This window comes from Pseudodesulfovibrio profundus (assembly GCF_900217235.1).
GTDB classification, from domain to species: domain Bacteria; phylum Desulfobacterota; class Desulfovibrionia; order Desulfovibrionales; family Desulfovibrionaceae; genus Pseudodesulfovibrio; species Pseudodesulfovibrio profundus.
This window is the reverse complement of record NZ_LT907975.1, coordinates 2,003,529-2,016,827: the sequence shown is the minus strand read 5'-3', so window position 1 is coordinate 2,016,827 and position 13,299 is coordinate 2,003,529. Positions and strand designations below refer to the sequence as shown.

At 51.3% G+C, this 13,299-nt stretch carries 12 protein-coding genes; 2 read left to right on the top strand and 10 right to left on the bottom strand.

What is annotated here, in order from left to right:
* Positions 1-40: 40 nt before the first annotated feature.
* The 9 genes from DPRO_RS20005 to DPRO_RS09525 all read right to left on the bottom strand — a co-directional run bounded on the left by DPRO_RS20005 (position 41) and on the right by DPRO_RS09525 (position 10,605).
* Entirely contained in the window at positions 41-865 is an 825-nt protein-coding gene (locus DPRO_RS20005) for an HAD hydrolase family protein (RefSeq protein WP_157917424.1), read from the bottom strand.
* A 75-nt stretch (positions 866-940) separates the two neighbouring features.
* Positions 941-4,135, bottom strand: a complete 3,195-nt coding sequence (locus DPRO_RS09560) for an efflux RND transporter permease subunit (protein WP_097011839.1) — start codon at positions 4,133-4,135, stop codon at positions 941-943.
* 40 nt (positions 4,136-4,175) lie between these two features.
* Positions 4,176-5,228 (bottom strand): efflux RND transporter periplasmic adaptor subunit, encoded by a 1,053-nt coding sequence (locus DPRO_RS09555; RefSeq protein ID WP_097011838.1) that lies wholly within the window; start codon positions 5,226-5,228, stop codon positions 4,176-4,178.
* A gap of 263 nt (positions 5,229-5,491) precedes the next feature.
* Positions 5,492-6,088 (bottom strand): TetR/AcrR family transcriptional regulator, encoded by a 597-nt coding sequence (locus DPRO_RS09550; RefSeq protein ID WP_097011837.1) that lies wholly within the window; start codon positions 6,086-6,088, stop codon positions 5,492-5,494.
* A 157-nt stretch (positions 6,089-6,245) separates the two neighbouring features.
* Complete coding sequence (locus DPRO_RS09545; protein ID WP_097011836.1) at positions 6,246-7,469, bottom strand: ABC transporter permease; 1,224 nt, start codon at positions 7,467-7,469, stop codon at positions 6,246-6,248.
* 21 nt (positions 7,470-7,490) lie between these two features.
* Entirely contained in the window at positions 7,491-8,171 is a 681-nt protein-coding gene (locus DPRO_RS09540) for a DUF3431 domain-containing protein (RefSeq protein WP_097013704.1), read from the bottom strand.
* Complete coding sequence (gene larC, locus DPRO_RS09535; protein WP_232005769.1) at positions 8,164-8,973, bottom strand: nickel pincer cofactor biosynthesis protein LarC; 810 nt, start codon at positions 8,971-8,973, stop codon at positions 8,164-8,166. Before larC ends, DPRO_RS09540 begins: the two co-directional genes overlap by 8 nt.
* Before the next feature lie 2 nt (positions 8,974-8,975).
* Positions 8,976-9,782, bottom strand: coding sequence for an asparagine synthase-related protein (locus DPRO_RS09530; protein WP_157917423.1), 807 nt, complete (start codon positions 9,780-9,782; stop codon positions 8,976-8,978).
* Positions 9,769-10,605, bottom strand: a complete 837-nt coding sequence (locus tag DPRO_RS09525; protein WP_097011834.1) for a ChbG/HpnK family deacetylase — start codon at positions 10,603-10,605, stop codon at positions 9,769-9,771. Before DPRO_RS09525 ends, DPRO_RS09530 begins: the two co-directional genes overlap by 14 nt.
* A 510-nt stretch (positions 10,606-11,115) precedes the next feature.
* Here DPRO_RS09525 and DPRO_RS09520 point away from each other — a divergent pair.
* Both DPRO_RS09520 and DPRO_RS09515 read left to right on the top strand, forming a co-directional pair.
* On the top strand, positions 11,116-11,406 hold the full coding sequence (locus tag DPRO_RS09520; protein ID WP_232005768.1) for a helix-turn-helix domain-containing protein: 291 nt from the start codon (positions 11,116-11,118) through the stop codon (positions 11,404-11,406).
* A gap of 9 nt (positions 11,407-11,415) precedes the next feature.
* Complete coding sequence (locus tag DPRO_RS09515; RefSeq protein ID WP_097011833.1) at positions 11,416-11,820, top strand: hypothetical protein; 405 nt, start codon at positions 11,416-11,418, stop codon at positions 11,818-11,820.
* Positions 11,821-11,919: 99 nt separating this feature from the next.
* Here the strand turns inward: DPRO_RS09515 and DPRO_RS09510 are convergent, their stop codons facing one another.
* Positions 11,920-13,227: an ATP-dependent 6-phosphofructokinase gene (locus DPRO_RS09510; RefSeq protein ID WP_097011832.1), complete on the bottom strand. Its 1,308-nt coding sequence runs from the start codon at positions 13,225-13,227 to the stop codon at positions 11,920-11,922.
* Between the last annotated feature and the right edge of the window lie 72 nt (positions 13,228-13,299).

Sequence of the window (13,299 nt, the reverse complement as noted above, 5' to 3'; positions counted from 1 at the left end):
CATGATAGCTCTGTGACGCCTTGGTAAAGCTATCGTCGGCCTAATCCTGGCGCCCTTTTTCCGCACGAACACTGGCTTTCAGCGCATCGGCAAGTTCACGGATACACCCGTGTCCACCGGTCGCTTCGGTGACATAGTCCGCCATTGCCAGTATGGAAGGATGTGAATCGGCAGGTGCAGCCCTGAACCCGCAGACTCCCATGGCACCGGCATCGTTGACATCGTTGCCCATGAAAAGAACATCGCTCAGCGCCAGCCCTTTGGAAGCGGCCAGTTGGATAACGAGAGAAGACTTATCAGCTACCCCGTGGGCGGCTTCGATGCCGATCTTCTTGGCCCGGGCCTGTACGACATCATTGCGCTCGGTGGAAACAATACACTGCTCCATCCCCAAGCGGCGGATCATGCCGATTCCCATGCCGTCCCCCCGATGGGCAGCCACGGTCTCAACCCCCTTCTGGTCGACGAACACGCGGTTATCGGTCATCACCCCGTCAAAATCGTAAATGACCAACCGAATTCTGGACGCACCCGGGATGCCACGAGCAGAGAGGCGTATCAACTCCCCATTCAATCCCGTATACATTTCCTGACCTGCGAGCGCCCCTTCACACTTGGTGCCGCCATGGGCCACAATAGCTTCTGCCGCAGTCTGAACATCCGGCACCTGCACGTTGAGCGCTACCCCGCCTCCCTTCACATCCTCAGACATCCCCAGAGACACCTCCAGAAGGCGCAAGGATTGCCCGTAAGGCCCCAGAAGCAGGGAATCCCACACCAGGTCGTAGCCAAGACTTTTCTCGTAGAATTCAGCCGTTTTTTCGACATTTCGGACCAACAGGGTCACTTGTGGGTGGATGCTCATTCAAACTCCTCGCTAGACAGTGTTCTTAATCACTACCGTTCCGAAATGATTTGCGCAATATCGACAGTCGGTTCCCTACAGTCCGGCATCAGCCTGATCCAGGCCGAGCTTTTTGGCCCGCTTCGCCTCTTTGCGCTCCTTGTGTCGCATGAGCAGATCCCACTCGATGGGCATGATGAACAAGGTCAACGTCGTTGCCACACACAAGCCGGTCACAAAGGTCGTAGCCATGGTTCCCCAAACGAGCGAGTAATAGGGAATACCAAGCGCCATGGGAAGAAGGCCGAGGGTCGTGGTCAACGTGGTCAGCAGAATAGGCCGCAACCGGATGCGCACACCTTCCCGTATGGCCTCGGTCCGACTCAAACCGGAAGCGTACAGCCGATTGATAAAGTCCAGCAAGACAAGGGAATCGTTAACAACGACACCGGTCACGCCCACCGTGGCCACAAAGCTGTTAACCGTGAACAGTGAACGGGTCAGGAACGTCCCGAACACAACACCGGTCAGGGCAAAGGCCACTGCCGAAAGAATGATGACCGGCTGTGCATAGGACTGGAACTGACACGCGAGAATCGTATAAATTATCAATATTGCTATTAAAAAAGCGTACATCAACGAGGTAAACGAACGCCCTGTGGACTCGAATTCACCGGCAAAGCTGATGGTTGCACCGGGGTACTTGTCCTGAATGGTTTCATAGTACGCCTGCACATCATGAACCACCGTCGGCGCCGTAATCGGCGACCCCGCCCGGATATTCGCCGTCAGCGTCACGGCACGCTGCCCCTGGAATCGGTTGAGCTGCCCCGGCTCCCGGTAGCTTTCCACTTCCACGAGATCGCCCACACGCACCGGACCTTCGTGGTCCTCCAGCACCGGTATGTCGAGCGCATCTTCCGGCTGGCTCAGGTACGCCTTGTCGATCTTCATGCGCAGATCGATGTCTTCATCGGCAGCCCGGAATTTACCGACAAACCGCCCGTCCAGGATTCCCCCGGCAAGGGCGATAACCTGAGCCGGAGTCAAACCGTATTCCGACACCAGACTCGGAACCGGGCTGAAGCGAAATACACGGTTGTCCGAACCGGTGTCCGGCGCAAAGTCGAGGAGGTACGGGGCAATGCTTTCGTTACCCATCACCCAGTTCTGCACATCCTCCTGCAAGGCGTATACAGAGTCCTGATCCGGTCCAAGCACACGGATGTTCACATCCTTACCGGCGGGCGGTCCACCCTTCTCCGGCCAAATGCGCATGGTCCACCCACCAGTCTCCAATTTTCTGGTCTTTTCACGCACGGTATCAAGCAGCAACTGCGGGTCGTTCGATGGATTATCGATAAACTCCTGATGCTCTTTTGCCGGTAGCTCAACGATGACGATAGCCCTGTTTGCTCCGAAAACCGTTTCATAGTCGTCGTTGATATCCATGCCTGCGAAAGCGGATGCTGTCTTGGTGGTTCCCGGTCCGAATCCGGTCATCATCCGCGACACCTCTTTGGCCTTTTCCGAAGATGTGTAGACATCCGTTCCAACCGGGCCTTCCATGGAGACATAAAAGAGGCTGTACTCGTCGGGGAAGAACTTGATGCGTAGCAGCGGCATGACACCGGAGACTGATACCCCCAGCATGACAACGGCTAGAATAAAGCAGCCGAAAACGACCGTCAGCGACTTCCACTGGTGCCGGAGAAAAACCTGCACCACCCTGTCGGTCGTGTGACGCAACCAGACAAGGAACTTCGGGTCAGCCCCGTGGTGCGCTTTGGCTTCGGCCTTGAGCTTATCGGCCCCGGGCCAGTCAAGGAAGTGCAGCGGCAGGATGAACAGGCACTCGATGATGGAGGCGGCGATGGCAAATGATACTGCCTTGGGCACCAGAGCAAAGAATTCGCCGGTGGAACCGCTCATGATCAACATGGGCAGGAAGGCGGCCACCGTGGTCGACGTGGCGGCAATGACCGGCAGGAACACCTCGGATGTCCCGGCCACAACCGCTTCCTTGAGCGGTTTGCCTTCCTGAACATGCCGGTAGATATTCTCCACAACGACGATGGCGTCGTCCACAATGATACCGGAAACAAGAACAAAGGAAAAAAGCGTGATCTCATTAAGGGAGTTGTTGGTCAGCCACATGATGATCATGGTCACGAGAAACGCGAACGGCACGCCAACCGTTGTCAGCATGGCATTACGAAATCCCATGACGATCCAGATGCAGATGCAGACAAGAACGATACCGACCAGTAGGTTGGAACCCAATGTGTTGATATTCTCGTTGATATATGTGCGCTGATCCTGTGTCAGGACCGGTTCCACTCCCTCTTTTTCGAGGACAGGCCGAAACGCTTCAACGACCTTCTCCACTTCCGCCCCGATATCAAGGGCATTGCCTTCCGGTGTCTTGATGATCTTGATGGCCACGGAGTCCTTGCCGTTGACCGAAGACACAACGAACGGATCACGGTAATCCATGCCCGCGCTGCTCATGACATCACCCACCGTGACAAAGGAACCGTCCAGGTCGCTGCGGATTATGGTCTTTGCAATGGCATCCCTGGCCCGGAATTTCTCATCGACAACAATGACATATTCACCGGAATCACTGACAAAATCACCAGCAGGTACTGAAAAATTCGCCCCCTCCAGCGCCTTGCCCACTTCATCGAAGGTAACTCCCAGGCGCATGAGGCGTTGTGGATCAAGGGAGACATGGAACTCGCGCTCGAACTCACCCTCAATCTCCACTTCCTTGACCCCGGCGATACGCTGCAACGGGATTTTCATCTCCTCGGCCATCAACGTCAGGGAACGATTGGAGCGATCACCGGTTAGATTCACCGAGATGGCAGGCAGCCATTCACTCATGCTGATGACAGTAAAGGCGGGCGGGTCCATATCATCAGGCAGGTCATTCTGAATGGACAACACTCTGAAACGCAATTCGTCATACAGAGCGTCATAATCTGTATCATCAAGGAACTTGACCAGCACCGATGCCCGCTGTCGAAACGACCGGGAACGGATGAACTCGACATTTTCCAGGTCTTCCAGTGATTCCTCTATCTTGCGGGTAACCAGGGTTTCTACTTCATCGGGACTTGCCCCGGGCAGAAAGCCACTGATGATGACCTTGCCCATACGGACATCCGGGTATCGCTCAACAGATAAATCAAAGACGCAGAACGTCCCCACAACCATCATCAAAATGAACAGCAGATTGACGAACACCTTCTGCGCAAGCGTGAACCGCACCAGCTCTCTTACCATCTTCTATGCTCCAAAGGATGATACCCTGTCATGACCATGACTACTGAACAGGATGCAGTTTGAACTCGTCACCAGCGTGTACATTCTCACCAGTCACCCGCCGCATGTGATCCCTTGTTCCGCCGAGATAAACGACACCAACACGGTCCCCTTCAGGGGTGATCAGAAAGTACTCTTCATAGGCTTTCACAAGGGCCGATGCCGGGACCATGACCGCTCCGTTGGGATCGGGAAGATCAAGCACCAGCTCGGTTCGCAAGCCCCCGCGGAAGGCAAAATCACCTTCTACTATCTCCAAATCCACCGGGATTTTACGCGTCTGATTGTCGAACCCGGGCGAAACCCGCGCCACTCGAGCCTGTACGGTAATCCCAAGGTCGGTGAGTCTCAGTTCGATAGGGTCGTTCTTGTCCTTGAGCAGGGAGTATTCCGAACTGGTCAAAGCATACGGAACAAGCAGGACATCATATTGCCCTAGCTCTGCGACCTTTTCGCCTTTGGTCACCCATTCACCGGGTTCAATGTATCGCGTGATAACCTGCCACCCCTGTGGCCCCTGCAGGGTGAATCGCTCCATGCGCTCCATGAGGACCCGCTCTTCAACCTGCTTGGCCCGTAACTGCTGCAAGGCGGCCTGATGCGCCCGGACATTGGAATCCAGTGTGGACTGTGCGGCATTCTTGGTCTTTACCAGCCGACGATACCGCTCCATTTCCTTGCGATAGTAGTCATAGTCACTCTTCAGGCGCTGCTGGTCCGCCCTGTTACCGACAAGGTCCAATTCAATGAATGTCGTATCGAGCACAGCAAACAGCCCGTCTTCACCGAGCGTATCCCCCACATCGGCAACGACTTTTTCCACTCGGCCGGACTCCTCCGAAACCAGCGTCATCGATCGTCGCGCCCTCGTGAACCCGGTGAGGGTCGATCTCCTGAATGCAGGCTGCGCCCTGAAAGTTTCCGGTGCTGTCTGTTCGCCAACAACCACAGCCCCCTGCTCTTTGGATGAAGCCCAACAGACATCCCCTGCAACAATAGCCACCGTTGAAGACAGGATCAGTGCCAACAGCCCTGACAACAATAATCGTCCCATTGATTCCACCTAAATAATTGCCGAATTTGATACTATTGCACGAATAAAAAGACTCTTCTCGTGGAGAAAAACAAAGCAAACAGTACAAAGTACAGCGTTAGTACCAATCTCGTACGATTTTGTACACAGTCGACTGTACTTGATTTGGTGTGTTCATACCCATGCCCTATAAGGCACAACTGACAGAAGAATCTTGATAAATAACGACAAAAAAACCGGATATGTTTCCATATCCGGTTTCAAATCTTTCTTTTCACAGTAAATCAGGTTGTTATGCATTCAAAAAGCATGTCGATTTGTGGCTCGATAAAGTCCCAGACTCCATCAGCGTCAAATTCCTCCGATCGCAAGCCGATCACGACAACACCCGTAAGATAGTGGGAAAGAATCGATCGAGTTATGATGTTCTCATCCATGGACTGCCTGAAAAGCCCGTCCCTGACCCCTTTATGGATCAAAGTCAGCAGCTCGATGGACAGATCCCAGATTACCTTGTCCAGCAACTTGGACCAGGGTTGGTGCCCAGAGAGTCCTTCACGAAAGAAGAGGTACATCCGCTCATGATTGTCCGCCACAAAATTGAGCCTTGTGCGCAATATGTACTTGATGACCTTGTCGGGCGTGGCATCGGGCATACTGGATAAGTAGGCCTGCTTCATCCGTTTCATGTCCCGAGCCTGTATGGTCAGAGCCAACTGATTCTTTGTCTTGAACTCTTTCTTAATTTGTCGAGCATCACAACCCGATATGGCTGCGATATCCGCATACGTAGTCCGGCGTACCGTTTTTTTGCTGAAACACTCAGCCGCAGCATCCATGATGGCTTGACGGGCGTTCTCCGGGCATACATTGTCATTCATAACTCCCCCCTTGGCCGACAAATCGCTCAAATCCCCATCCTGTTCAACTAAAAGCAGATCATGGCCACCAGGGACCAGATCCACTGCGATTCGTTGTTATCTTTAGTAGGAATCTATGCGCAAATGACCTGATAAGCCATTATAACCAGTAAAGGAATTATCGCTTCAACACGTCAAGAATCTCGATATTGGCGGCCTGCCAGGCAGGATACGCCCCCGCTGCAATACCTAACACGCATGAACCGACCATGGTCAGCAGCAGACTGCCCGGATCGATGATAATTGGTAACCCCGCGATCTTACAACCGACAACCACAAGCACCACGGTGACACACACTCCCAACACACCGCCGATGGAGGCCATCAGGCCGGATTCAAAGAGAAATTGGGGCACAATGTCACGCCGCTTCCCGCCAACGGCACGCCGGATTCCGATCTCCACCCTTCGAGATCGAACCACCAGAATCATGATGGAAAGGATACCCATGCCGCCAACACCAAAGGAAATGGTGGAAGTGATGCCCCCCAGTGTCGACATCAGGTCCAGGGCCTGCCGTTGCAGGCGTACGGCATCACGAGGAGACAGGGTGCTGAAATCGTCATCCTGACCCGGTCGGATATTGTGGCGATGACGCATGATGGACTTGGCTGATTCGGATACGATCTCCAGACTGGCCTCCTTTGAGAGCCGAAGGAAAACACCGTTGATCCAGTCCTGGTTGGCAGCACGCCGCATATAGGTCGTGACCGGCATGAACATGTATTCATCCTGGTCTTCACCTGACACATCCCTTCCCTTGCTTTCCATTACGCCGATGACTCGAAAACTCGCACGAAAGAGATAAACAATCTCGCCTACGGCTTTTTGCGGATCACCAAACAATCGCTCGGCAATCTTGCGACCCAGCACGCAGACCTTGGATCGCTCGTCCACCTCCTGCCAATTGAAAAACCGCCCTATATCCGCATTAAAGCTACGTATTTCTTCAAAATTCGGCCAGGTAGCCATGATCTTGGCAGTTACAGCCGTCCCATTGCCGCGCAGTTGCATGGTGGCATTGACGAAGGGGGTTCCATCCAGAACAGAAGGCACGCCTTTCATGATTGCATCGGCATCAGCCAGGGTAAAATTCTGCGAATCCTGCGTTACGCGCACACTGCCACTTCGCCTGAAACGCGTCTTGCCTGCCATGACGACATACAGGTTCGGGCCGAGCTTTTCGGTTTCGATCTCTGCCTGCCGGACCATGATTTCCGAAACATGCTGCACACCTGTGAATGCGAGTGCACCCAGAAAGACACCAAGCATGGCCAGGATAGCGCGCCACTTGTGAGCCTTGAGCGATGAGATCGCTATACGCAGATTTAACGGCATATTCATTTCATGTCCTCGTACGCGTCGTTACGCTTTGATCTGACTGGGATACGCTGATCTGTTCCAAGCTGTATTGCCATTGAAAATGTGCTGCCACAGCCGCTCGAAAGCGTGCCCGGTATTATTGCTGTCTTCGGGATCGGCTTCAAGCAGGCTCAAGGCATATTCATAAAACGCTTTGGGCCTGGTACGAATACGCTCGCCGGTCACAGCAAAGACCCCGGCAGGAGCACGCACCACCAGTTGGTTCGGGAAATCGGCAGGAAAGAGCTGTTCAAACACATCACCCAGCGGGATATCTTTTCCCCAACCAGCCCAACGCCCACGGTTTTTTTCTTCTTTCAAGTCATGCGGACGGCCTAGACGGTCGCATCGCAGCTTGAACCAGGCAAAACCCTTGAACGGTATACGGCGATCCACCACTTCCTCAATGGCTTTCTGCAAATCCACAACAGAGGCACTCCCCTGATCGCTCAAATGATCAAAAGGATTTCCCTGCAAAAAAACATTCACAGGGTTCAGGGAGTCATAATTACGGACTATATGGGTCAAATAGGTGTGACTTTCTCTGCCTATATTCTCCAAATTAATAGCATTCGGTAGAGGATGCGGGCTCTTGTCATACACAGTGTACTCATAGCCCAACTCATCGCACCAACTGATATTCTCAGTGTACTTTGCTATGATCACATGAACCTGATCACGCATCATTTGGGGCCCTCTCAGGCAGCTCTACTTCAATTTCCTGCAATACAAACGCCCTTACATATGTAGGCTGCTCATCAGAGGAACGGCCACCAGATCCGTAACCTACCCCTTTCACCGTTCCCATCGGCATTGAACCGCAACGCTCAACAACGGCTCGCAGCAAAGCCAGACCGGTGGGCGTTGAACGCTCCATGCCACACGGAGATCCAAAGGTAACCAACCCCTTGGCAAGTTCAGCACAAGCAGGCGCAGGAACTGGCATTTTTCCGTGCGCACACTCAATGAAACCGGACCCGAGATCTACCGGTGAAACAACCACCTTCCCAGCAGAAAGACGATCAAGAAGCACAACGGTTCCCACAATATCCACAATGGTATCTACAGCACCTATTTCATGAAAATGCACTCTTTCCAGATCAACGCCATGAACCTTGGCTTCTGCCTCTCCAAGCATTCGCAAGGCGTCATGAGCCCATCCGGCAGCACGTCCTTTCAAACCACAACCATCAATCAGTGTGGCCAAATCCGAATAAGTCCTGAGCGGTTGATCCTTGGTTTGAATGACATCGACATGATTCGTCATGATCCCAGCTATGTTTTTTTGCGACCACTCCAGTTGATACCCTTCTATGTTAAGGGGAGTGAGCGCCTTTTCAAGCACCGCCAGATCACTACTCTGCTCCACCTCACACACAGCATGAGTCAGCGCCGCAAGCAACATATCGCCACTTACTCCAGTAGAACAGTCCAAATATATTGTATACATAGATCCCATTTCGATTCTCGTAATCCTTATATCCACTCTCAATCAGCGTCAGGTTCATTCCAAATTTTGTAGGTGAATGAGCGCAATCCCAATCTGGTGATCAGCGCCATGAAATTATCACGGTTTTTCTCCATAATATCAGCGTACTCTGGCTTAAAAGTCACGGTTGCCATCAGATTGTCATGGTACGCACGTAAGGTGTCGACCCCACGCTCATGAAAGAAATTCTCCATCAAGCGCACCCGCTCCACCCCCTCTGCATCCAATGGTGTGCCCACAGGCAATCTGGTGGCAAGGCAGCTTTCCGATGGTGTATCCCAATTTGGCAGTCCCACAAACCGAGCTAACTGACGCACTTTTTTTTTCGTCAAACCCGCTTTTTCCAGCGGAGAAAAAACACCAAACTCGCGTAGTGCCTTGCGTCCCGGACGCTCCGGATCATCATCCGCATTGGTGCCATCCATAAACAAGCAGTGATCACCATACTCGAATCGCATCATCCTAAAAATGGCACGTTTGCAATGAAAGCATCGTTCACTGTCATTTCGACGGACATTCTCATCTTCCAGCATGCGCATGATCAGCGGATGATGTTCTATCCCTATAAGCTCAGATATCTCAACGGCTCTGGTAAAATCCCGTGGCGTCGTAAATTCACTTTGCATCGTTACAGCCAAACACCTGTCTCCCAGGGCAGCATGAGCGGCGTGAGCCACAAGAGCGCTATCTACTCCACCGGATAGAGCGACAACTCCCAATGTCGTCGTGTCGAAACGATCCTTTATTATCTCGACGAGCGAGTCATACAAGGATTTGTGATTCTGAATCTCTTCACTTTCCGTCATAAGCGATTTGTTCAAGGCTTGCCTTGGTAAATGCACTGCGCCAGTCATCGTTGGAGAGACTGTCGTAATCGGTTCGCCAATTGGCTGATATTTCGAGCGGATTGCAATACTGGGGGATGATCGGATCACCGGCAATAATCAATCCAGGTGTACAACACAATTCAAGAACACTATCCGCAACCAGGTCAGCTTTCTGCAACGCCTCCATAAACATGTCAGGCCCGAGTTTTTCTTCCAGCTCCGGCTGCCAGAAATAATCCGGGATTTGGACAGGCGTGGCCTCTCTATCAAACATGCTGCAAATATTACTGAACTTATTCTTCAAACCCTGTACATGCAGTCTGGAGATTTCCGCGCACTCCTCCGGTTTCCTCAACCATGGAATATCGTATCGTTCCGCAAGCATACCTGCCATGCGAGTCAACGATGGCCACGCATGCACATGCTTATGGCTCGACAAATGCGTGGGCTTGATACCAAGGTCCAGTACCCGCTCGATTTGTGCCGCCCACTCCTGCTCCACATGCATATGGTCGATTTTACCGGCAGCGTATCGTTCAAAGAGTTTCACAGGTTCACACAGGAATGATCCATTTTCATCCACAACCGAAGCGATGTGTTGCCAATGACTTATCGGCCGGCCGCGCAAGATATCCAGATGAACGCCAATACTTACGCCATGTAACTTCGCAGCTTCCTCAACATGTTCACCAGTTGCGACGATCGAGGTAGAAGTAACAATTCCAGCTTCCGCCAGGAGTTCCACAGCCCTGTTAACCGCAGGGTGAATCCCTGCATCATCTGCATTCACTATGATTTTCATATTCACACCGTATCCGCACAACACAAGCTCGTAAAGCCCATTGCACAACTACTACTCGCTGATTTACCAATTTTCTGCCTTTCGACGTTCATCACAGAATGTTGCTTTCTACAATTAACTTTAACCATCTACAGCACATTCCGCTCAACCCTGATTTGTCACCTTCAAAAATACACGGCATATACTATTTAACTCGACTTCCTATCGCATCACAATCCTTGATCTTTTACCAAGTTAGAACATTAAGACACCAAAATAACAGTATTTGTCTGCAAATGTATCATTCCTTCATTCAAGACTTTTCAATGACTTTCTCTAGAAGAATATTGTAAATAGTGATCGATTTTTTTCTACATCCTGATAGTATATTTTTTTAATTTAAACGACATTCCACAAGGGCAACTGCAAACAATTTCAAACTACTGGTTTAGTTGTCGATTCATAAGCGTGTTTGGATTTTATGCACAGACAAGGACTTCTTTGTACTTTGTTGACATTCTTTGACTCATTATGTCAAAGAATGAACATCGCAACTCAGCCTTTGACGTTATGGACATGTACGATACATCCAAGCCCCCCACGCTGCTGACGGTGCGCGAAGTGGCTGAAGTGCTGCGAGTGCACCAGAGGACTGCGTATCGCCTAATTACAGGCGGGAGTATCAAGGCTATTAAAATTGGCAGTCAATGGCGTGTCCCTGAAAGTGCGCTTATGGATTTCATCAATCAGCGTTGGCAGGAGTCTGCTTCCAGCGGCAAAAAGAAGCCTGACTCACAGCAATATAAACTTCCTTTGGACTAGGAGATGAGCATGTCGAAAAAATCGATCGGCGGACACAATTCGGCAGACCCCATTCTGAACGTCAACCTCCCCAATGATCTGGGTCAGGATCAAAGCGTCACTGGCCAGCTTCTTGGTGAGGAAATGTATTTTGACGACAAATCCGGCATGCTGACTATGGAGAAGCTGTATCGTGATGAAGACGGCAAACTTGCCTATGGCATCATTTCCGCCATTGGGCATGCTCGGGAGCGTCGCGCCTACAAGATTGAAGAGAAGGAAGAAAGCTGCATCGTGACCAACGGCACCCTCTCACTTGAATTCTCTTACGATGAACTTTTCGAATTGCTCGCCGTTGCACTCCAGTCCGAACAGGAAAGTGTCAGCCGCCAGGTTAATGAGCAGGTTCGCCGCCGACTTGCCGCCAACGAATAGCCGCCGCATATTTACCAATTAAAAAAGGGCCTCACTTGAGGCCCTTTTTTTGTGCATACTGACGAGTAATGGCTGCTCTCTTTTCTTGAAAGCAGTAAACTAGGGGGTGAAATAACTTTTCTGTCCGGTCGACTCCATGACAGTACACCAGTAGTCGGAGTGAACATTCAATGTACGCCGTTTGCTGGTCACCAATTCCAAAGGCAGATGGACCATAGTCGATTTGAGGTGTGTTACGACCATCCCGGTTTTGCCGCTCATCGCAGCGTGTAGAGCTTGTTGTCCAAGAAAACTACAATACACCCTGTCTGCGGCGTTAGCTGGGACTGATCGAATTATATAACTGGGATCAATGAATTTAATATTACATTCCAGATTCTGCTCACTGAAATGTCGAGTTATCTCTTTCCGCAACAATCCACAAATATCTCCAAGCTTGGGGTTTCCTGACTCATCACGCTTGGTAGGTTGGCCCATAAGGTTCTGCCCTGCCCCTTCAGCACAGACGATCAGAGCATGATTTCTTTGTAAAAGGCGACGCTCAAGGGCTTTCAGCAGTCCATTTTCCCCTTCCAGTGTGAACGGGTCTTCCGGGACCAGCAGAAAGTTCACTTCCTGCATTGCAAGTGTGGCCTGGGATGCAATAAAGCCTGCCTCTCTACCCATCAGCTTTACGAGGCCAATCCCCATATCCACACCAGTTGCTTCGACATGGGCGCACTGAATGGCTTCGGTAGCCTTCTCAACCGCTGTATCAAAACCAAATGATCTGGTTATGAAATTGATATCATTATCGATTGTTTTGGGGATACCAATGACCGAAATTTTCTTTCTACGTTTGGAAATCTCATTGACGATCTCCTGAGCAGCCCGCATGGAGCCGTCACCTCCGATAACGAGCAGCACATTGATGTTCAGCCGCTCCAGCGAGTCAACGATAACGGTTGCATCCTGAATCCCTCGGGATGAGCCGAGTATGGTGCCTCCAAGATGGTGGATGTCTGCGACTCGATCCAGAGTCAAATCAACGAGATCATACCCATACTCCGGGATAAAACCCCTGAATCCATTACGAATCCCAATGACTGATCGAATGCCGTAGTTGTGATGAGCTTCCATGACCAACGCCCTGATCACGTCATTGACCCCAGGGCAAATCCCCCCGCAGGTAACAACAGCGCACTTGGTCTTGGACGGATCAAAGAACAGCTTTTGCCTAGGGCCAGCTTTTTCAAACTGCATGGGAACAACTTCATCTGCGAGTTCGCTCAACTCTTCAGAAGTCATCATCAATCGTTGCGGTACCTTATCATCAACAAAACGGGGATTTCGAAGAGGAGTATCAATCTTGGCGGCCCCAAGATTCATTATCCCCGTATCAATCTCAAATTGTTTCTTTTTTGGCATGGCTCCTCCACAACATTATACTTGGCCCAATCAGCTCCTTGGCAACGTTATCACAATCTGATCATGAGTACA

What these genes read in the sequence shown, in the direction of transcription:
- DPRO_RS09515 (WP_097011833.1), top strand. Translation starts at nt 11,416, where the DNA reads ATGTCGAAAAAATCGATCGGCGGACACAATTCGGCAGACCCCATTCTG.
- DPRO_RS09550 (WP_097011837.1), bottom strand. Translation starts at nt 6,088, where the DNA reads ATGAATGACAATGTATGCCCGGAGAACGCCCGTCAAGCCATCATGGAT.
- DPRO_RS09560 (WP_097011839.1), bottom strand. Translation starts at nt 4,135, where the DNA reads ATGGTAAGAGAGCTGGTGCGGTTCACGCTTGCGCAGAAGGTGTTCGTC.
- DPRO_RS09540 (WP_097013704.1), bottom strand. Translation starts at nt 8,171, where the DNA reads ATGCGTGATCAGGTTCATGTGATCATAGCAAAGTACACTGAGAATATC.
- DPRO_RS20005 (WP_157917424.1), bottom strand. Translation starts at nt 865, where the DNA reads ATGAGCATCCACCCACAAGTGACCCTGTTGGTCCGAAATGTCGAAAAA.
- DPRO_RS09525 (WP_097011834.1), bottom strand. Translation starts at nt 10,605, where the DNA reads ATGAAAATCATAGTGAATGCAGATGATGCAGGGATTCACCCTGCGGTT.
- DPRO_RS09545 (WP_097011836.1), bottom strand. Translation starts at nt 7,469, where the DNA reads ATGAATATGCCGTTAAATCTGCGTATAGCGATCTCATCGCTCAAGGCT.
- DPRO_RS09510 (WP_097011832.1), bottom strand. Translation starts at nt 13,227, where the DNA reads ATGCCAAAAAAGAAACAATTTGAGATTGATACGGGGATAATGAATCTT.
- DPRO_RS09555 (WP_097011838.1), bottom strand. Translation starts at nt 5,228, where the DNA reads ATGGGACGATTATTGTTGTCAGGGCTGTTGGCACTGATCCTGTCTTCA.
- DPRO_RS09530 (WP_157917423.1), bottom strand. Translation starts at nt 9,782, where the DNA reads ATGACGGAAAGTGAAGAGATTCAGAATCACAAATCCTTGTATGACTCG.
- DPRO_RS09520 (WP_232005768.1), top strand. Translation starts at nt 11,116, where the DNA reads ATGTCAAAGAATGAACATCGCAACTCAGCCTTTGACGTTATGGACATG.